General features: G+C 41.5%; 21 protein-coding genes and 1 other annotated feature. Of the genes, 19 read left to right on the top strand and 2 right to left on the bottom strand.

Annotated elements, in window-relative coordinates:
• Window positions 1–2: 2 nt before the first annotated feature.
• On the bottom strand, window positions 3–872 hold the full coding sequence (locus tag DW152_RS03295) for a pyridoxamine kinase (protein ID WP_118287958.1): 870 nt from the start codon (window positions 870–872) through the stop codon (window positions 3–5).
• A 195-nt stretch (window positions 873–1,067) separates the two neighbouring features.
• Between DW152_RS03295 and DW152_RS03290 the strand changes: the two genes are divergently transcribed.
• From DW152_RS03290 to DW152_RS03265, 6 genes are all read left to right on the top strand, one after another.
• The gene (locus tag DW152_RS03290) at window positions 1,068–1,757 is read left to right on the top strand and encodes a FadR/GntR family transcriptional regulator (protein WP_158549875.1); all 690 of its coding nucleotides are present in this window, start codon (window positions 1,068–1,070) and stop codon (window positions 1,755–1,757) included.
• A 153-nt stretch (window positions 1,758–1,910) separates the two neighbouring features.
• Window positions 1,911–2,921 carry a TRAP transporter substrate-binding protein DctP gene (gene dctP / locus DW152_RS03285; RefSeq protein ID WP_118287957.1) on the top strand — a complete coding sequence of 337 codons (1,011 nt, stop codon included), beginning with the start codon at window positions 1,911–1,913 and terminating at the stop codon, window positions 2,919–2,921.
• 35 nt (window positions 2,922–2,956) lie between these two features.
• Entirely contained in the window at window positions 2,957–3,481 is a 525-nt protein-coding gene (locus DW152_RS03280) for a TRAP transporter small permease (RefSeq protein WP_118287956.1), read from the top strand.
• Window positions 3,478–4,788 carry a TRAP transporter large permease gene (locus DW152_RS03275; RefSeq protein WP_118287955.1) on the top strand — a complete coding sequence of 437 codons (1,311 nt, stop codon included), beginning with the start codon at window positions 3,478–3,480 and terminating at the stop codon, window positions 4,786–4,788. Before DW152_RS03280 ends, DW152_RS03275 begins: the two co-directional genes overlap by 4 nt.
• An 18-nt stretch (window positions 4,789–4,806) precedes the next feature.
• Window positions 4,807–6,345, top strand: a complete 1,539-nt coding sequence (locus tag DW152_RS03270; protein ID WP_158570016.1) for an L-serine ammonia-lyase, iron-sulfur-dependent, subunit alpha — start codon at window positions 4,807–4,809, stop codon at window positions 6,343–6,345.
• A 186-nt stretch (window positions 6,346–6,531) separates the two neighbouring features.
• Window positions 6,532–7,476 carry an AEC family transporter gene (locus DW152_RS03265; RefSeq protein WP_118287953.1) on the top strand — a complete coding sequence of 315 codons (945 nt, stop codon included), beginning with the start codon at window positions 6,532–6,534 and terminating at the stop codon, window positions 7,474–7,476.
• A gap of 25 nt (window positions 7,477–7,501) precedes the next feature.
• Here the strand turns inward: DW152_RS03265 and DW152_RS03260 are convergent, their stop codons facing one another.
• Window positions 7,502–8,125, bottom strand: a complete 624-nt coding sequence (locus tag DW152_RS03260; RefSeq protein WP_118287952.1) for an Ig-like domain-containing protein — start codon at window positions 8,123–8,125, stop codon at window positions 7,502–7,504.
• Between the two features lie 144 nt (window positions 8,126–8,269).
• Window positions 8,270–8,540 (top strand) — a binding site (T-box leader).
• 81 nt (window positions 8,541–8,621) lie between these two features.
• Here DW152_RS03260 and DW152_RS03250 point away from each other — a divergent pair.
• The 13 genes from DW152_RS03250 to DW152_RS03200 all read left to right on the top strand — a co-directional run bounded on the left by DW152_RS03250 (window position 8,622) and on the right by DW152_RS03200 (window position 20,616).
• A complete protein-coding gene (locus DW152_RS03250) occupies window positions 8,622–11,285 on the top strand; it encodes a valine--tRNA ligase (RefSeq protein WP_118287950.1) in 2,664 nt (887 codons plus the stop codon).
• Between the two features lie 25 nt (window positions 11,286–11,310).
• Window positions 11,311–13,521, top strand: a complete 2,211-nt coding sequence (locus DW152_RS03245) for an LTA synthase family protein (protein WP_118287949.1) — start codon at window positions 11,311–11,313, stop codon at window positions 13,519–13,521.
• A complete protein-coding gene (locus DW152_RS03240) occupies window positions 13,521–14,864 on the top strand; it encodes a bifunctional folylpolyglutamate synthase/dihydrofolate synthase (RefSeq protein WP_118287948.1) in 1,344 nt (447 codons plus the stop codon). Before DW152_RS03245 ends, DW152_RS03240 begins: the two co-directional genes overlap by 1 nt.
• The gene (locus DW152_RS13545) at window positions 14,848–14,982 is read left to right on the top strand and encodes a hypothetical protein (protein WP_021860751.1); all 135 of its coding nucleotides are present in this window, start codon (window positions 14,848–14,850) and stop codon (window positions 14,980–14,982) included. Before DW152_RS03240 ends, DW152_RS13545 begins: the two co-directional genes overlap by 17 nt.
• A gap of 10 nt (window positions 14,983–14,992) precedes the next feature.
• On the top strand, window positions 14,993–16,318 hold the full coding sequence (locus tag DW152_RS03235) for a tetratricopeptide repeat protein (RefSeq protein ID WP_117536901.1): 1,326 nt from the start codon (window positions 14,993–14,995) through the stop codon (window positions 16,316–16,318).
• An 84-nt stretch (window positions 16,319–16,402) separates the two neighbouring features.
• Window positions 16,403–16,714, top strand: coding sequence for an anti-sigma F factor antagonist (gene spoIIAA, locus DW152_RS03230; RefSeq protein WP_021860753.1), 312 nt, complete (start codon window positions 16,403–16,405; stop codon window positions 16,712–16,714).
• On the top strand, window positions 16,715–17,170 hold the full coding sequence (spoIIAB, locus tag DW152_RS03225) for an anti-sigma F factor (protein WP_117536900.1): 456 nt from the start codon (window positions 16,715–16,717) through the stop codon (window positions 17,168–17,170).
• The gene (locus DW152_RS03220) at window positions 17,149–17,862 is read left to right on the top strand and encodes a SigF/SigG family RNA polymerase sporulation sigma factor (RefSeq protein WP_021860755.1); all 714 of its coding nucleotides are present in this window, start codon (window positions 17,149–17,151) and stop codon (window positions 17,860–17,862) included. Before spoIIAB ends, DW152_RS03220 begins: the two co-directional genes overlap by 22 nt.
• Before the next feature lie 64 nt (window positions 17,863–17,926).
• The gene (locus DW152_RS13310; RefSeq protein WP_021860756.1) at window positions 17,927–18,094 is read left to right on the top strand and encodes a hypothetical protein; all 168 of its coding nucleotides are present in this window, start codon (window positions 17,927–17,929) and stop codon (window positions 18,092–18,094) included.
• Window positions 18,078–18,734 carry a stage V sporulation protein AA gene (locus tag DW152_RS03215; protein WP_117536899.1) on the top strand — a complete coding sequence of 219 codons (657 nt, stop codon included), beginning with the start codon at window positions 18,078–18,080 and terminating at the stop codon, window positions 18,732–18,734. The genes DW152_RS13310 and DW152_RS03215 overlap by 17 nt, the downstream gene beginning before the upstream one ends.
• On the top strand, window positions 18,694–19,113 hold the full coding sequence (locus DW152_RS03210) for a stage V sporulation protein AB (RefSeq protein WP_117536898.1): 420 nt from the start codon (window positions 18,694–18,696) through the stop codon (window positions 19,111–19,113). Before DW152_RS03215 ends, DW152_RS03210 begins: the two co-directional genes overlap by 41 nt.
• 4 nt (window positions 19,114–19,117) lie before the next feature.
• Window positions 19,118–19,597, top strand: coding sequence for a SpoVA/SpoVAEb family sporulation membrane protein (locus DW152_RS03205; RefSeq protein ID WP_117536897.1), 480 nt, complete (start codon window positions 19,118–19,120; stop codon window positions 19,595–19,597).
• A gap of 2 nt (window positions 19,598–19,599) precedes the next feature.
• Complete coding sequence (locus DW152_RS03200) at window positions 19,600–20,616, top strand: stage V sporulation protein AD (RefSeq protein ID WP_186856003.1); 1,017 nt, start codon at window positions 19,600–19,602, stop codon at window positions 20,614–20,616.
• The last annotated feature ends 56 nt before the right edge of the window (window positions 20,617–20,672 follow it).

Below are 20,672 nucleotides of genomic sequence, written 5' to 3'. Positions count from 1 at the left end.
TATTAAATCCCCTTTTCTAATCCGGCAGTAAGCATTGCCAGATATTGCTCATAATTTACACCATCATTAGCCGGAATATGTTCCCTGACAGAGTCAGCAAGTGCGGCTTCCAGAAATGTACCGGCGAGTTTAATGGTGGCTGGTACATCATATCCCCTTGCAATCCCTGCGCTTAAGCAGGAGGCAAAAAGATCTCCGGTTCCGGAATAACTGCCACCGATATATGGAAAAGCGACAAGTGTCTGCACTTCTTTTGTAACATAGAGGTTTCCCATTTTGCGAGTTCCGTCATTATCAGAAAAACGGATTCCGGTTACAATAACTTTAGAAGGTCCGGCTTCACAAAGACTCTGTGCCAGCTTCACGATTTCTTTCATCATAGATTCTGCATCGGAAATGGCAACCAGTTCATGATAAGAAGCATCCGTGAGTAATGTCAGCTCTGTCAGATTTGGTGTGATAATGTCAGCGGTCATGGCAAGTTTTTTCATTTTGCGCAACAGTTCGGGAGTGAACATTGCGTAGGTGTGCCCATCGTCCCCCATAACCGGATCGACTAATAAGAATGTGTCCGGTGTGTCAAATGTTTCTACGAAATGAAAAATCTGGTCAATTTGCTGCTCGCTTGCTACGAATCCGGTGTAAATACCGTCAAAAGTCTGCCCCATCTTTTTCCATTCGCTTCGAAAATACTCCATCTTCTCTGTATAATCATCACAATAATAACTCGGATATCCGGTCTGAGCGGATAACACTGCTGTCGGCAGCGGACAGGGCTGCACTCCCATAGCGGCAATGACAGAGATTGCTGCAGTAAGAGAACACCTGCCGAATCCGGATAAATCATTGATTACGGCAATTTTTTTTGTCATAGTGTAACTTCCCTTCATCAAAACTACACTTATCTTAGCACTAAAGTGGTGTGTTTGAAAAAGCCAGATATAACAAAACTAAGCAAGCCAGTTAAAGGAGATAAAAATAGGTGGGTTTCAAGTATAAAATGTGATAAGATAAATACAAATTGAAAAAGTATATCTTAATATTAGAGAAAGATGGGGAATGAATTTATGATTACGCCAATTCAGAAGAATAAAGTATACGAAGATATATCAACACAGATAAAAAAACAGATTGAAGACGGGACCTGGAAAGAGGGAGAACGTATTCAAGGGGAAATAGAACTGGCAAAAGAATTCCAGGTTGGCAGAAGTTCCATAAGAGAGGCAATAAAATCTTTGCAGGTGTTAGGAATCCTGGAGGCGCGGACCGGACAGGGAACTTATATTGCACCGAATGCGTTACAGAGGATCAATGATAATCGTCTGATGGAAATGATGAGCAATGAACATTATTATGATGAGATCTTACAGTGCAGATTAATATTGGAATCTCAGGCGGCTTACCTTGCAGCAAAGCAGTGTACGGAAGAAGATATTGCATATTTACAGAAAAATTATGAAGAGATGGTAGAAGATACGTTACAGGGCCGGGATGAAGAGTCTGAAAAAAAAGGACATGAATTTCATGCTTACATTGTGAAGATGCTTCATAATGATGTGCTGATGGCGCTATATAATTCATTGGTGCAGATGGTTTTGGAGGAAAGAGAAGAGTTTGAAAAGGACTCGGAGCTTGAAGAGGTGTTATCATACCATCGTGAACATGGTGAGGTGATTCAGGCATTAAAAGATCATGATGCCGAGCGAGCTCGAAAGATTGTGGAATATCATTTAACTAGAAAAATGAGAAATAAATAGAATAAAAACATGAGTTGTCTAAATTGTTGCGACAACTCATGTTTTTTTGAAACAATTTCAAATAACTACTTGACTTTTGATGGATTTAATGTATATTAAATGTAAGGTTGTCAGACAACCAGACAATACAAAATAACAAGGAGGATACAAGGAATGAGAAAAAGAGTCTTGAGTGCGATTTTTGCATGCGTCTTTGCGGTTGGACTTCTTGCAGGATGTGCGAATAGTGGTCAAAATGCATCCGGCGAGACGAAAAGTGGAAAAAGAATTTGGAAATTTGCACACACAAGAGCGGAAGGCACGGATAACGATAAACTTGCCAATGAATTTGCGGATAAATTGACGAGTCAGATGGATAATTTACAGATTAATATTTATCCAAACAACCAACTGGGTGATTATACGGTTGTTCAAGAATGCGCAGGTATGGGAGAAATCCAGTTAATGTTAGGATCGATGTCGCCATCTGTTAACTCTACGTTATCTGTACAAATTGCTCCATATCTGGCAACAAGCTGGGATGAAGCAATGGCATTGTATAATTCGAATGACGGAATGGTATATCAGTATGTAAGCGGCCAGTTGAAAAAAGAAAATATCAAACTTTTAGCCGTAATTCCTAAATATTTCGGTGCAATTATGACAACAAAGCCAGCGAAAAATATTGAAACCCCAGGTGCAAAAAAAGGACTGAAAATTCGTGTTCCTCAGCAAAAAGCGTTTGAAGAGTTCGGAACTGCAATTGGCTTTTCCACAACACCGTTGCCGACATCTGATACATTTACTGCGTTACAGACAGGAGTTGTAGATGGTGTGTCTGGTGGTGGTGCAGAACAGTACTGGAACGATTACGGTGAATTGTGTAAATATTTGTATTGTACAAAGACGCATATGGAATGTCACTGGATCTATATGAGTATGGATACCTGGAAAACATTGTCGGCAGAGGAAAAGCAGATTGTGCAGAAGAGTGCAAAAGAAATTGAGGATGAAGCATTTAAACTTGCTAAGAGTAATGAGAAAAAGTACATTAAGTTATTCAAAGAAAAAGGTGTAGAAGTATACGAACCGGGAAATAAAGTAATCGATGATTATCGAGATTATGTGCGGAAAAAGTATGGCCAAAAATTGGTTCTGAATATGGTTCCGTATGGGGCAAGTTGAGTAAGAAGATTCAAAATCAATAGGAGGAAAAAGAGATGAAAGTACTTGGAGAAAAAATAGAACGCTTTCTTGACATAGTTGGAAATGTCTGTGAAGTCGTTTGTTCTATATTGGCTTTATTTATGGTATTCCTCGTGACGTTACAGGTTATTTTACGATTTTTTAATATGCCTTTATTTGGAATTGAAGAATTACTGACATTTCCTACTATTTGGGTATATTTCCTTGGCGGAGCGTGTGCAGCATATACGAATTCCCATATTGAATGTGGAATTGTGAAGGCGGTTTCAAAAAATAAACATGCAGTTCAGATTACAGAAATCGTTTGTAATATCGTTGCCAGTGCATTAGCAATATATGTGTTTGACTGGGCGATACAATATTCGATACATAGTCTGGAAATCGGAAAGAAAAGTGCAGTGCTTGGAATCCCTATGCCAATCGGAGAACTGGCAATTCTTACAGGATTGACACTGATGTGTGTATATACATTAGTCGGAACTGTAAAAAATATCGTTAAATTCAAAGAAAAATGGGAAGAAGGAGGAAATAGATCATGAATGTAATGGTTGCATTTGCAATTTGTATGTGCTTGTTATTGATCCTGTTATTGATAGGTATTCCATTACCGTATTGTTTTGCCGGAGCTTTGATTTTCCTGGTAGCAACTTGTAATGTGCCTGTGAGATCTTTGTTTGTGTGGGGATATTCACAGATGATCAGTACCTCACTTCTTGCAGTACCGATGTTTGTAATAGCAGGAAATTTAATCGCAGAAAGCGGCATGGCAGAGAAACTGGTAGGACTTGCCAGAGTATTTGTAGGAAAAATTAAAGGCGCACTCGGAGTTATCGTTGTTGTCATTTGTGGTATTATGGGAGCTATTTCAGGAAGTGCATTCACCGGAATAGCAGCTCTTGGAGGAATTATGATTCCAGAACTTCGAAGAGAAGGATATTCCAGAGGATTTGCGACTTCTTTGGTGACTTGTTCCTCTATTTTGGGAAGCTTAATTCCACCAAGTGTTCCTCTTATTATTTATGGTTGGGCAACAGGAACCAGTATTCTGGCAGGCTTTCTTTCAACTGTAGTACCTGGAATTTTAACAATTATAACCTTTTCTGTTTTAAATATTGTATATGCAAGAAAATATGCGAATGCTCCGGTAGTAGAAGAAACAGTAGCAGAAGAAAAGCCAAAATCAAAGAAAAAAGTAATCATTGAATCCATTCCTGCACTTATGATGCCTGTAATTATTCTTGGAGGAATTTACGGAGGTATCTTTACTGCAACGGAAGCTGCGTCGGTATGTGCGGTGCTTGCAATTTTATTAGGAATCTTTGTGTATCGCAGATTGAAAGCAAAAAATACACTGAATATGTTACGATCTACAGCATCTTCTATAGGATCTATTTTTATGATGATCTTTTTCTGCCTGTTACTGAGTCAGGCAATGACACAGCTTCAGATTCCACAGATGCTCGTAAATGTATTCCTTGGGTTTACAGATAATAAATATGTTGTTCTGCTGATGGTAAATGTATTTCTCCTTTTTGTAGGAATGATTGTTAATGATACAACAGCAATTATGCTTTGTGCTCCGCTGTTACTTCCATTAATTAATGCATATGGAATCTCACCGGTGCATTTTGCAGCAATTATGGTTGTAAATTTATCGGCAGGATGCCTGACACCTCCATATGCAAGTGTGTTGTATTTCGGAATGAAAATCGGCCATGCGGAATTTGGAGAAATGATGAAAAATACAGCCGTATTTTTACTGATCGGATATCTGCCGATTGTGTTACTTACTACTTATATTGAACCAATTTCTATGGCATTGCCAAGACTGTTTGGCCTTGTGTAAATGGAAGAGGAGAGGAAAATGGAAACAAGTATTTTTGAAATAATAGGACCGGTTATGATCGGTCCGTCCAGCTCTCACACAGCTGGTATGGCCAGAATAGGAATGATGGCAAATCGTATTTTACAGGTGGAAGCAGCTTCTGTCAGATTGACGTTGAGTCCGAAAATGAGAACTACTTATTATGGACATCGTTCTGATGCAGCACTTTTTGGTGGAACGCTTGGAATGTCGGAAAATGATCCGGAGATTCGTGATGCAATTGCAATCGCACATGCGAACGGAGTGGAGACAAAGGTGGATTTTCTGGAAGAAGGAAAATATCCGGAAAATTCAGCCAGAGTTACAGTATATACAAAAGATGGTGAAGAATATTCCGTATTTGGAACTTCAATAGGTGGCGGAAGCATTCTTATCAGTGAAATTGACCGGGTTCCTATGCGCCTGACAGCGGATACCTGGCATGTGATAGTATGGAGTGAAACAGAGCTGGCAAAAGAGACATTTGCAGGAGCAAAAGAAGTACAGCAGGGCATTTCAGAAAAACAAGAATATGTAACGTGTGGTACGTTTCTTGAAAAACCGGATGAGAGTATGCTTGAGTTGCTTCGCGGGCAGAACATGGTGAAAAAAATAAGTCTTGCGTCACCGGTTCTTGCCTATGGATCCTCTAAAAGACATGTAGAATGGATCAGTTCTTGTGACAGCGTTTGTGAATATGCTGAAAAGGAGAATTTAACACTGGCAGAGACTGCTGTCAGATATGAATCCTTACGATCCGGATTTTCGGAAAAAGTAATTCGTGACCGAATGCATGAACAGTGGCTTTTGATGAAAGAATCTGTGGAAAAAGGACAGGAAGAGCATCAGCTGCTCTATGGACTTACCAGTGGAAAAGATGGAAAAATGCTGATGCAGGCAGTGGAGAAAGAAGAGACGATTTCAGGAGGTACGATTCCACTTGCGACAGCAATGGCTCTTGGAGTTATGGAATATAATGGCTCCATGGGATGTATTGTCGCAGCTCCAACTGCAGGTTCCTCAGGAATTGCACCTGGATGCATGACTGCATTGCAACAGGTACATCAACTTTCAGATAAACAGATTGAAGACGGGCTGTTTGTAAGTGCATTGATTGGCGTTATAATGGCTGCTTGTGATGTGTCTTTTTCAGGATCTGTCGGAGGCTGCCAGGGAGAAGTAGGAGTATCCAGTGCAATTACATCAGCAGGTATGGCCAGTATTTTCACTGAAGATAAGGAAGCAATTATGCATGCAATGGCTATTTGTATGAAGAATTTGCTGGGACTTGTGTGTGATCCGATAGCAGCACCGATTGAAGTTCCATGTATAAAGCGAAATGCAGTTGGTGTGGCAAATGCTTATATTTCTTCCGATATGGCTTTGGCAGGAGTAAGAAGCTTTATTCCGCCGGACGAGGTGATCGATGCACTGATTGATGTAGAGAAGCGCCTGCCATCAGAATTAAAGTGTGCAACAATAGGTGGACTGGCATGTACCAAAACAGCTGTGTGTACACGAAAAAAATTAACGCAGTAGATTTTTAACATAGAACCCTATAATATGAAAATGAAAAAGAGACTTACGCATGAATGATATGCTCCCCTTCTATGGAGTGTACAAACAGAGTGAAGTCTCTTTTTCGTTGTTTATAGACAAAAAATATGATAGAATATGTGAGAATTTTAACCTGATAATATTGTATAAGAAGGAATAGAAGAGAAAATGGAAAATCTGATATTTAGTTTAAATGCAACCGTCCCGATTTTTTTACTTATGATCCTGGGACTATTATTCCACAAAATCGGATGGATTGATGATGTATTTGCACAGAAAATGAACAAATTCGTATTTGTGGTTCCGCTTCCGGTTTTAGTGTTTAGTGATCTGGCCACAGTCGATTTTCACGAAGTATGGAATATGAAATTTGTATTGTTTTGTTTTCTGGCAACATTTCTCAGTATTACATTGGTATCATTTATGTCACTGGGGTTAAAAGAAAGAGCTTTGAGAGGAGAATTTATTCAGGCGTCCTACAGGAGCAGTGCAGCTCTTCTGGGAATTGCATTTATACAGAATATATATGGAAATGCAGGAATGGCACCGGTTATGATCATTGGAAGTGTGCCGCTTTATAATATTATGGCAGTATTGGTGTTATCCCTCTTTAAGCCGGGACAGAGTGGACTTGATAAGGCTGTTTTAAAAAGAACAGCTAAAGGGATTGTGACAAATCCGATTATTTTGGGAATTGTGGCAGGACTACTATGGTCTGCACTGGGACTTAAAATGCCACATATTATGCAGAAGACGGTAACAAATATTGGCGGTGTTGCAACGCCGATGGGGCTTATGGCAATGGGAGCTACTTTCGATATAAAGAAGGCATTTGCAAAAGTGAAACCGGCAGCAGTTGCGACGTTTATGAAATTAATCGGTCTTGCAGCAATCTTTCTTCCAATTGCGATTACATTGGGGTTCCGAAGAGAAGAACTGGTGGCGATACTGGTAATGCTGGGATCAGCGACAACCGTAAGCTGTTTTGTTATGGCGAAAAATATGGGACATGAGGGCGTTCTTAGTTCCAGCGTTGTAATGCTTACCACCCTGTTCAGCGCATTCACACTGACAGGCTGGCTGTACATATTAAAAAGCATGAACTTTATATAGTTCATGCTTTTCAAAACTTTTGATACTAATGACAAATTTTGCAAGGCCTTTTCTTTGGACATGAGGCGAGTGATCCTGATTTTACAACACGAGAGCGGCTAAGCGTAGGGCAGCTTCTGGTGCTGTGGTAGACTTGTCCGGAAGGAGTCCAATATACGGTTCCAGAAGTCTTTTTCGGTTTTGCTTTTCTCTTTTTAGTAATGATCCGTACTTTGCACGTAGCTTTTTTCCCGGATTTTAAGGTGACAGTTATTTTAACTTTTCCGTTTTTCTTTGCTTTGATTTTCCCGGTTTGTGTGACAGATGCCAGTTTTTTTTTGCTAGATTTCCATTTTTTTACAGAATCTCCTCTTCCATAGGAAACTTTAAGCTTTTTTGATTTCCCCTTATAAAGCGTTAGCGATTTTGGTGCTATTTTAGCATATGCTTTTATTTTTGGAGTTGTTTTGGTTTGAATGCTGTCGCAATACCAACAAAAGCGTTCTTTTGTACCGGTTCTAAATACAGTTGCTTCTTTTACTACCTCCCATTCAGACCAGTCGTGTGTGCAGACATCAGCATCTGAATCAGCGGCCTGTGCCGGTAATGGCATAGGAAGCAGAACTGTCAGCAATAAAGCGACTAACAGTGTGGTAAATTTCTTTTTCATGATTTCTTCCCTCTTTCTATCGATTATGATAACTTTATTATAAGAAGTAAAAAAGTGAAAGTCAAACCTTAAGGATTTCTGAAATCTGTGTAAAATCCTTGACAAAAACAGAATCGATAGATATGATATTCAGTGAGTTTATACGTAAAGGCGTTGAAGAAGAGGAGTATGTATCATTCCCTGCCAGAGAGAACTGTCCGCAGGCTGGAAGGCAGTTTCAGAATCAGAAGATACAGAAGGTAGCTTTGGATGCCGGATATCTGAAACGACAGGTTACGAACTGGTCAGTAGATTTAAAGATCAGAGGAACAAGTAGGATATCCCGGAGTCGTTCCCGTTAAAGAATAAGATGAGAGATATGGAAGAGTTTCTTCTATATAATAAAGGTGGTACCGCGGTTACAGTCGCCCTTTACGTGTGTAAAGGGCGTTTTTGATTGTCCAAATGTGACCAAAGTGTGAAATAAGAACTTATGAGGAATTATGAGGAGGAAACAATGAGTCAGAACTTAGAGACCACATACAATCCTAAAGAGATTGAATCAAAATTATATGAAAAATGGTGTGAAAACCAGTATTTTCATGCAGAAGTAGACAGAAGTAAGAAACCATTTACAACAGTAATGCCACCACCGAATATTACCGGTAAGCTGCATATGGGACATGCTTTAGACAATACACTGCAGGACATTCTGATCCGTTATAAGAGAATGCAGGGGTATAATGCTCTGTGGATTCCGGGAACAGATCATGCAGCAATCTCTACAGAAGTAAAAGTTACCAATCAGTTAAAAGAAGAAGGAATTGATAAAAAAGAACTTGGAAGAGAGAAATTCTTAGAGAGAACATGGCAGTGGAAAGAAGAGTATGCCGGAACAATCGAAGGACAGTTAAAGAAACTTGGTGTTTCCTGTGACTGGGACAGAGAGCGTTTTACAATGGATGAAGGCTGCTCCAAGGCTGTAGAGCGGGTATTTATCAACCTGCATGAGAAAGGATTTATTTATAAAGGATCCCGTATCATTAACTGGTGTCCGGTATGTAAGACATCCCTTTCTGATGCGGAAGTAGAGCATGAAGAGCAGGATGGATTCTTCTGGCATATCAAATATCCGATCGTTGGAACAGATGATTTCCTTGAGATTGCGACAACACGTCCGGAGACAATGCTTGGAGATACGGCAATCGCAGTACATCCGGATGATGAGAGATACAAAGATATCGTAGGAAAAAAATGTCTTCTGCCGTTGACAGACAGAGAGATTCCGATCGTTGCAGATTATTATGTAGACAAAGAATTCGGAACAGGTGCTGTTAAGATTACACCGGCTCACGACCCGAACGACTTTGAAGTCGGAAAACGCCATAATCTGCCGGAGATCAATGTCATGAACGATGATGCGACGATCAACGAACAGTATGGTGGTAAATATGCAGGTATGGATCGTTACGAAGCAAGAAAAGCAATGGTTGCTGATCTGGAAGAGCAGGGATATCTTGTAAAGGTTGTTCCGCACTCTCATAATGTTGGAACACATGACCGTTGCCACACAACGGTTGAACCGATGGTAAAGCAGCAGTGGTTTGTGAAGATGGACGAACTCGCAAAACCGGCGATCAATGCGATCAAGACTGGCGAATTAAAATTCGTTCCGGAGCGTTTTAACAAGATTTACCTGCACTGGCTGGAAAATATCCGTGACTGGTGTATTTCTCGCCAGATCTGGTGGGGACACAGAATCCCGGCTTACTACTGTGATGATTGCGGAGAAGTTGTTGTATCTCACGGTATGCCGGAAAAATGCCCGAAATGCGGATGTACACATCTGACACAGGACGAAGATACACTGGATACATGGTTCAGTTCAGCGCTGTGGCCGTTCTCAACACTTGGATGGCCGGATCAGAGCGAAGATCTGGATTACTTCTATCCGACAGATGTGCTTGTAACAGGATATGATATTATCTTCTTCTGGGTAATCCGAATGGTATTCTCAGGATATGCACATACTGGAAAAGCGCCGTTCCATACCGTATTTATTCATGGACTGGTAAGAGATTCACAGGGACGTAAGATGAGTAAGTCTCTTGGAAATGGTATCGATCCACTGGAAATCATCGACCAGTACGGAGCAGATGCGCTGCGTATGACACTGATTACCGGTAATGCGCCTGGTAACGATATGCGTTTCTATAATGAAAGAGTTGAGGCAAGCCGAAACTTTGCAAATAAAGTATGGAATGCGTCACGTTTCATTATGATGAACCTGGATGAGAAGAAATTAGAAGAACCTGCAAAAGACAGCTTGCATCCGTCAGATCAGTGGATCTTATCAAAATGCAACACATTGATTAAAGATGTGACAGAAAACATGGATAAATTCGAACTCGGAATTGCATTGTCTAAGCTGTATGACTTTATCTGGGATGAGTTCTGTGACTGGTATATCGAGCTTGCAAAATATCGTATTTACCATGCAGAAGAAGATCCAAAGGGAGCAAATGACGCACTCTGGACATTAAGAAAAGTTCTGAAAGACTCTCTGAAATTACTGCATCCGTATATGCCATTCGTAACAGAAGAGATTTACGGCAAACTGATTCCGGAAGAGGAGTCACTGATGATGTCTGCATGGCCGGAATATGACGAAGCTCTGAACTTTCCGGAAGCTGAGCGCATTGTAGATCACTACAAAGAGATTGTACGTGGTATCCGTAACGTACGTGCAGAGATGAACGTTCCGAATTCAAGAAAAGCAACTGCATATGTAGTTTGCGAAGATCAGACATTATGCGATGGACTTGCATTTATGACAAATTCTGCAAAACAGATGGCTTCTGTGCTGGATCTTGTTATTCAGAAAGATAAAGCAGGAATTGCAGATGACGCAGTATCCGTAGTTGTTCCGGATGCAACTGTATATGTTCCGTTAGAAGAATTGATTGACTTCGATCAGGAAATCGAACGTCTGACCAAAGAAGAAACTCGTTTAAATAAAGAGATTGCCCGTGCACAGGGAATGTTAAATAATGAAAAATTTGTAAGCAAAGCACCGGAAGCAAAAGTTCAGGAAGAACGTGAGAAACTGGAAACTTACAAACAGATGAAAGCACAGGTATCTGAAAGATTGGAAGGACTGAAAGCAAAACAGTCCAAATAAACTAGAAGATATGTAAGGGGATATTATGAAAAAAATTCATATTAAAAAACCGGATATTAAAGGTGCAATTGACAAATTAAAGAATCTGAAAAAAGAAGACGTTATTCGCCACTTTAAGGCACGAAAGGAGCGGCGTGCGAGAATTATTGAAGCGCGCCGCAACAGTGCATTTGCAAGGAAGATGCAGCCTGTTTATAAATTTATGAATCGTTTTTCGCTGGTGTTCCATGCACTGCTTGCATGTATCATCAACTTCGCAATTGAGGCGATTTCCCGTCATTCACTCGTAGAAGCGTGGATTTATATGACGGAATCCCCTTTGGTATTTTTGTATAATGCATTTATGATATTTGTCACATTTTCCATTGTATATTTGTTCAAGCGGAGAGTGTTTGTCCGGATTATTGTCAGTATATTCTGGATGATTCTTGGTATAGCAAACGGCTATATGCTGCTAAAGCGTGTTACTCCATTTAATGCACAGGATCTGAAGATTGCATCAGACGGATTATCACTGATCAATAAGTATCTGGACGGATTTGAGATTATTTTATTTATCGTAGGAATCGCGGCGGTTGTTGTATGGATGATTTCTATGTGGAGACGTGGCGGACAGTATGATGGAAAGATTCACCACGTTCGTGCATTGATTGGAATTGTTGTATGTGCAGTGTTATATGTATTTGTTTCCAATCAGGCAGTAGACAAAAGAGTCGTATCCACATATTTCGGAAATATCGCATTTGCATATGAAGACTATGGACTTCCGTACTGCTTCATGGCAAGTGTGTTCAACACCGGAATTGATGAGCCGAGCGGCTACAGTAAGAAAACGATGGAAGAGATCGGACAGAATGGGAAACTTACGGAATCTAAGATCACAAATGCAAAGACGAAGAAGACAAAACCGAATATTTTATTTGTTCAGCTGGAATCTTATTTCGATGTAGATAATGCAGAATTTTTCAAGACATCTCAGGATGTGTGCCCGAATCTTCATAAGATGTTTAAGAAATATTCGACCGGATATTTCAAGGTACCATCGGTAGGAGCCGGAACAGCGAACACAGAGTTTGAGGTGCTGACCGGAATGAATTTACGTTATTTCGGACCGGGAGAATATCCATATAAGACAATGCTGAAGGATCATACGTGCGAGAGTGCGGCTACTGCATTAGGAAAATTAGGATACGGAACACATGCGCTGCATAATAATGGCGGTAATTTCTACAGCCGTGCGAGAGTATTTAATAATATTGGATTTGACAGTTTTACGAGTAAGGAATTTATGAACATTTTGCAGCTTACAGAGAATGGCTGGGCGAAAGATGCCGTGCTTGTACAGCATATTATGGATGCGATGGATTCAACAAAAGAAAATGATTTCGTATTTACAGTCAGCCTGCAGGGGCATGGTGATTACCCGACAGAGAAAGTAATCCAGAATCCGAGAATTACAGTATCGGGGATCGATGATGAGGCATTGAAGAATAAATGGGAATACTATGTAAATCAGGTTTATGAGATGGATCAGTTTGCCGGCAACCTGATTAAGGCAGTAGAGAAGAGAAAAGAACCGACCGTTGTAGTTTTCTACGGCGATCATCTTCCGACAATGGGCTTAAAAGCAGAAGACTTAAAGAGCCGGTATCTCTACAACACAAACTATGTCATCTGGGATAATATCGGACTTAAGAAACAGGACAGAAATATTCCGTCTTACCAGATCATGTCAGAAGTATTTGAACGTCTGGGAATCCATTCCGGAACATTGTTCAACTATCATCAGACAAGAAGAAAGACGAAGAATTATCTGTCCGACCTGGAGCTTTTACAGTACGATATCCTTTATGGCAAACAGTATGTTTACAATGGCAAGAAACCGATCACAGAAGGACATATGAAGATGGGAATCCGCAATGTAACAGTGAAAAATGTTGTACCGCATCTCGATGAAGGTTACAGTCTGTATGGCGAAAACTTTACTAAATCCAGCAAAGTGTATGTAAATGATGAAAAACAGGATTCCACTTTCTTAAATAATACAAGGATTGATCTGGATGATACCGAGCTTAAGAATGGAGATAAGATTTCTGTTGTACAGATGGGATCTAGCGATACGGTATTCAGAAAGTCAGATGAATATATTTATAAGGATGGAAAACTGACAGTACAAAAAGGAACAGGAACCGATACAACCAAGTCCTGGGTACCACAGGCCGACGGAGATAAATAATGAAACATCAAATACCGGCTAATTATAGGGAAGCTGTCGATTATATCGAAGAGCTTCCCAAGTTTACGGAAAAACATCCGTTAAAGCATACAAAAAAATATTTGGAAAAATTACAGAATCCGGCAGAGAACTGCAAAGTCATCCATGTGGCAGGTACGAATGGAAAAGGTTCCGTATGTGCTTATCTGCAGGCTGTTTTACAGGCAGAAGGAAAAAAAACAGGTTTTTTCACATCGCCACATCTGATCAAGATCAATGAACGAATACAGATTGACAGAGAAGAGATTTCCGATGATACATTTTATGATGTATTCTGTGAAGCGTATCATGTAGCACAGGAAATGGAGCAGGAAGGTGAAGGACATCCTTCTTATTTTGAATTCCTGTTTGGCATGGGAATGAAAGCCTTTGAAAAGGCAGGCGTAGAATATATCATTTTGGAAACAGGACTCGGTGGCAGGCTGGATGCGACCAATGCTGTGGAAAGTCCGGTTCTTACAGTCATCACATCCATCAGTCTGGATCATACAGCGATTCTGGGTGATACAATTGAGAAAATTGCTTTTGAAAAAGCAGGGATTATCAAGGAAGGAGTTCCGGTTATTTTTGACGGAAGCCGGGCAGAGGCGACGGAAGTGATACGGCGCCAGGCGGAGAAAATGCACGCACCTTGCAGAGAAATCTCGAAAAATGCGTTCGAAATCCGTGAAGTTACGAGAAACCATATTGCATTTTCAAGGCGAAATGCTTATGATAAAGATGTTATCTGGCAGGTTCCAATCTGCGGATGTTATCAGGTAATGAATGCGCAGATTGCGCTGGAAGCACTGGAATGTCTGTTAGGAAACTGTGAGAGCGAACCGGACAGGAGGAAGAAGTGGGTTGATGCCGTCGCATCCATTCACTGGGAAGGGCGTATGGAAGAAGCAGCGGAGCATGTGCTTGTAGACGGAGCGCATAATCCGGGTGCGATCGAAGCGTTTGTGGAGAGTATACACCTTTTGTATCCGGAACCGGAACCATTGCCGATAGTAGTATTTTCTGCTGTGGCGGACAAAGACTACGAGTGGATGATTGCATATCTGTGCAGGTATCTGCCGGCAAAGTTATATATTGTAACAGAGATCCCTGACAAACGGAGAGTGTCAGCCGAAGAACTTAAGAAAGTATTTGAAAGATATACGGTCTGTGAAGTTGTGGCTAAAAGCGATATAGGGGATGCCCTTAAGGAAGCTTATGACAGACGGGGAGAGAGTGAGATTTACTGTCTCGGATCTTTGTATCTTGTGGGAGCTATAAAAGAACGAATAGCAGGAGGTAACAATCATGCTGAATTACGATGAAGAAGTGAAGAAGTTTCAGCCGAGTCTGGAAGTAGAAGATATCGAGGGCGCGGTGTATCAGGAAGACTTAAGTGATATGACAGACATTATACGAGAGATGATGGAACAGACGAAATAAAGGGGATTATATGGATTATTCAACGAAACTCGTGTACCAGTCCAACTACTGGTATAATGATGGTCTGAAGCGTGCGAATATCCGGGATCTGTCCGGAGCAATTCTATCGCTCAGACGTAGTTTACAATATAATAATGCGAATGTAGCAGCCAGAAACCTTCTCGGTCTTGTTTATTATGGCAGAGGAGAAGTGGTAGAAGCACTTGTAGAATGGATTCTCAGTAAGAATTTCCAATCCAAAGATAATATTGCCAATTATTTTATTAAAAAGGTACAGGAAGTTCCGGGAGAGCTGGAGCAGGTGAACCAAGCAGTCAAAAAATATAACCAGAGTATTGAATATGCCAGACAGGGTGGCGATGATATTGCGATCATGCAGCTTAAGAAAGCAGTTGCCGCGCATCCGGGTTATGTAAAAGCACGCCAGCTTCTGGCACTTCTGTATCTGAAGAATGAACAGTATTCTATGGCGAGACAGGAGATCCGTGCAGCGCACAGGCTAGATACGACAGATCCGGTGACACTTCGATATATGCATGAACTGAATCAGATCCGAAAGAGCAGAACTGTCAGAATAAAAGATAAGAAAAAAGAAGATTTTGTTTCTTACAATCTGGGAAATGAGACGATCATTCAGCCGGCATCCGGTAATTTTAAAGAAAATCTGGGGCTGCATACAGTTCTGAATATTTTGATCGGACTTGCAGTCGGTGTTGCGGTTATGTGGTTTCTGATCCTTCCGGCGGTATCTAATTCAAGACAGAAGACTGTCAACAAACAGACGGCTTCGTTCAGTGACCAGATCGCAACGCAGGATGCGCAGATTAGTGCACTTAAGAAAGAACTGGAAACTTACCGCTCTTCCGATAAGAAGAATAAAAAATCAAAAGCAACCGCAGCTACAACACAGGAAAGCTATGAGGCGGTGATGAACATTGCTGATCATTACAAAGCCGGTGATATGAGTAATGCGGATATGCTGGCAGAGCTTCTGAAAGTAAATAAGAGCACACTTGGCACACAGGGAAAGAAACAATTTGAGCAGATTACATCATCACTTTATCCGACAATGTGCCAGAAATTGTTTGCTACTGCGACAGCAAATTATGATGTAGCAAATTATGATACCGCGATCAGTAATCTGGATCAGATCATGCAGATGGACCAGGGTTACAATGATGGAAAAGCAATGCTCCTTCTTGCACAATGCTATGAAAAACAGAATAAGACAGACAAGGCTAATACATACTATCAGAAGATTGTCGATAAGTACAGCGGAAAAGAAGCGGCTACAACAGCACAAGAGGCATTGAATAAACAGAATAAACAAAACTAAATAAATATATGAATGTAATTACGAAAGAAAAGGATATGCGAAGAAGCATGTCCTTTTTCTTTACTCAAAAAAGGAGGACACACAATGAAATATGAAGTGCAGGAGAACTGTCTTACTATTTTTCTCCCCGGAGAACTGGATCATCACAATGCAGAAGAAATCCGGAAACGTTCCGATTATCTGATCGACCAGAATCATATTCGGTATGTGATCTTTGATTTTACGGATACGACATTTATGGACAGCTCCGGAATCGGTGTCATTATGGGAAGATATAAACGAATTTATATGCTGGGAGGAGAGGTGTGTGCCGTGCATACAAGTGAAAGAATGAAAAAAATACTGACAATGTCAGGAGTAACCAGGATCATGCAGATTTATGAGGAGGACAGGTAGATGGAAAATACGAATGAAATGGAACTTATTTTTGACAGCCGCTCGGCAAATGAATCTTTTGCCAGAGTAACTGTTGCATCCTTTATGACGTCACTGAATCCGACACTGGAAGAAGTGTCGGATGTGAAAACGGCAGTTTCAGAAGCTGTGACAAATGCCATTATACATGGATATGAAAATGAAGTACATAACATCCGCATCCACTGTAAAACAGAAGGACAGACTTTATATGTAGAAATCTCTGATCAGGGAAAAGGAATTGAAGATGTAAAGCAGGCAATGGAACCGCTCTTTACAACAAGACCGGAACTGGATCGGTCGGGAATGGGATTTTCCTTTATGGAAGCATTTATGGATCTTTTGGAAGTGGAGTCGGAAGTCGGGAAAGGAACGACGGTAAAGATGGCAAAAACTATTGGTAAAGGACGTAAATTATGGATCACACAATCGCTTTGATCAGAAAATCACATGCGGGCAACCGTACGGCAAGAGCGCAGCTTGTGGAAGAAAATACAGGACTTGTCTGGTGTATTGTGAAACGGTATTTTAACCGGGGTGTGGAAGCAGAAGATTTGTTCCAGATCGGAACGATCGGGCTTTTGAAAGCGATTGACAAATTCGATCTGAAATATGAAGTGAAATTTTCAACTTATGCAGTCCCGATGATCGTCGGTGAAATCAAACGCTTTCTGCGGGACGATGGAATGATCAAAGTGAGCAGATCGCTGAAAGAATTGGCATACCGCGGGTATCTCTGCCAGGAAGCACTTGGTAAAAAACTGGGACGCGAGCCATGTATTACAGAAGTTGCTGCAGAGATGCAGGTAGAACCGGAAGAACTGGTACAGGCGTTTGAAGCGACCGGAGAATTGGAATCTCTGCATAAACCAATCTACAGAAAAGACGGACAGGAGCTGACACTGGCAGATAAACTGGCAAGTCCGGCAGAAGAGACGGAAGAAGTGCTGAATCACATGTTTTTGAAAGAATTGCTGGCAAGTCTTAATAAAGAAGAACGAAGACTGATCTATCTGAGATATTTTGCAGAACGTACACAGTCTCAGGTGGGAGAAGAACTTGGTATTTCGCAGGTACAGGTATCCCGGATGGAGAAAAAAATATTAAAAAGTATGCGGGAACAGATCTGACAGGCATATCCATGAATATTTTTTCTGGAACCATCCATACTAATCACAGAAAGAAGGTGAAAGTATGGATGAAACCAGAAAGAAGTTCCGGATATGCCTGATCTGCGTTGTGGCGGCAGCGGTTCTGACCGGTATGATCTATTATTTTGCAGAGTGCAATGCGGCGGAAAGAGAGACGGAAGGAACGCTGGTAGATAGAAGGTGGGAGGCAGAAAGTGGCATCGAACAGTGAAACAATCTATATTAAGGCAGGTCGTAATACAGAAGTAAAGAAACCGGACGTAACATTGGGAGAAGTGCTGGAGATTACATGCGTGAATCCATCAATGGAAGCAAAAGTCCGGTCTCTTCGCCTGTTAAAAGGAATCAACGGTCGTGTAGCGGTATCGGTGCTGAAAGTCGTTTCTATGATACAGGAAGTGTATCCGAACGCAGACGTGCAGAGTATCGGAGAGCCGGATTTTATTGTAACCTATGAAGAGCCGGGGAAAGGCAGCAGATTCATGCAGAGCATAAAAGTCGTGTTTGTGTCCGTGCTGAGTTTTTTCGGTGCGGCATTTTCCATCATGGCATTTAATAACGATGTGGATGCCCCCAAACTTTTCGACCAGATATACACACAGATCATGGGGAATAAACCGGATGGCTTTACCATACTGGAACTGACATACAGTCTTGGACTTGCAGTTGGAATATTGATCTTCTTCAATCATTTTGGAAAGAAGAAATTAACCGTTGATCCGACACCGATGGAAGTAGAGATGCGGCTGTATGAAAATGATATTCAGACAACCCTGATTGAAACATATTCGAGAAAGGAGAGGGAGCTTCATGTGGATCAGACAGATTCTTCTTGCGGTCATAGGAAGTAGTGCAGGTGCGGTGGCAGCAGGTGGGCTGTTTGCATTTATCGCAGAACTTGGCGTAATCTCGGATTTCGCAGACCGGACACACACAGGAGATAGGATCCAGTGGTACGAAACATGCGTAATGCTTGGCGGTATTTTGGGCAATCTGTTCTGGCTCTATCAGATACCACTTCATGGCGGTGTGATACTGCTGGCGGCGGTGGGGATATTTTCAGGGATGTTTGTCGGCTGCTGGGCAATGGCGCTGGCAGAGACCCTGAATCTGTTCCCGGTATTTATGCGGCGTTTTAATCTGGTGAACTGCCTTGCAGGTATTATTTTAGGAATCGCAGCCGGGAAAACACTCGGATGTATATGGATGCTTTTACAGGAGGCGAAATGACAGAATGTTAAATAATGAGATAAATGACAAAAAAGCGCAGGAAATGAAAAAAGAAAACTACAAAAAATATGTAAAACAGAAAACACCGGTGCATGCACTTGGAATAAATATGTTCCGCGCATTCCTGACCGGCGGAATCGTCTGTACGATCGGGGAATTTTTACTGAACTGGTGTGAAAATATGGGAATGACCAAAGAAATCGGTGGAAGCTGGTGTTCATTGATACTGGTATTTTTAAGTGTTCTGCTGACAGGATTCAATATTTACCCGAAGATTGCAAAATGGGGAGGCGCAGGGGCACTTGTTCCGATTACCGGATTTGCCAATTCGGTAGCAGCACCGGCAATTGAATATAAAAAAGAAGGACAGGTCATGGGTATTGGCTGCAAGATCTTTACAATTGCAGGACCGGTGATTTTATATGGAATCTTCACCAGCTGGGTACTGGGTATTGTTTACTGTATTTTCGGGAAAGGAGTCTGAAGATGCAAAGAGGAAAACAGAGTATTATTTTTAAAGAAGGACCATATCTTATAAGCAGTGCATCTGTTGTTGGAAAAAAAGAAGGAGAAGGTCCGCTTGGGGAGTTATTTGATATTATAGAAGAAACTGATCTTTTCGGAGAAGATAGTTGGGAAGAGGCAGAGAGTACAATGCAGAAGGAAGCATGCCAGATTGCGCTCGGAAAAGCAGGTCTTAAACCGGAGGACATCCGGCTGACATTTGGAGGTGATCTGCTACGGCAGGGAATCGTCACATCTATGGGAGCAAGACAATTTGAAATTCCACTGTTCGGTCTGTATGGCGCCTGTTCTACTTCTGGTGAAGCGCTTGCACTGGGAGCTATGTGCGTGGGGGCAGGCTATGGCGAGTATATGCTTGCTGTAACATCCAGTCATTTTGCCTGTGCGGAAAAAGAATTCCGCTTTCCGCTCGGTTATGCCAGCCAGCGCCCCTTGAGCGCGCAGTGGACTGTGACCGGAAGTGGTGCATTCATCATCGGTGCGGATGGAGCACAGAAGAAAAGTCGTGTGAAGATCACTGGAATTACAACAGGAAAGATCATTGATTACGGCTTAAAAGATTCCCAGAATATGGGGGCTTGTATGGCGCCGGCGGCATGTGATACGATCTGGCAGCATCTTAAAGATTTTGGAAGACAGCCCGAAGATTATGACCGGATCATAACCGGAGATCTTGGCTATGTCGGACAGAGTATTCTATTTGACTTGATGAGAAAAAAAGATATAGATATTAAAAAGATGCATATGGACTGTGGAATGCAGATTTTTGATCAGAGTACGCAGGATACACATGCCGGGGGCAGTGGATGTGGCTGTGCTGCGACAACGCTCAGTGCTTATATTCTGCCGAAAATAGAAAGCGGTGAATGGAAGCGTGTATTGTTTGTGCCGACCGGGGCTCTTATGTCTACGGTTAGTTACAACGAGGGAGCGAGTGTGCCGGGGATCGCACATGCGATCGTACTGGAACATGCATAGCATGTGATATAAATGAACGCTTTGGCAGGAGAGAGTATTTCTCCTGCAATTTTACA

Source organism: Dorea sp. AM13-35, assembly GCF_003473885.1.
GTDB classification, from domain to species: domain Bacteria; phylum Bacillota; class Clostridia; order Lachnospirales; family Lachnospiraceae; genus Dorea_D; species Dorea_D hominis.
This window is presented reverse-complemented; position numbering and strand designations above follow the sequence as displayed.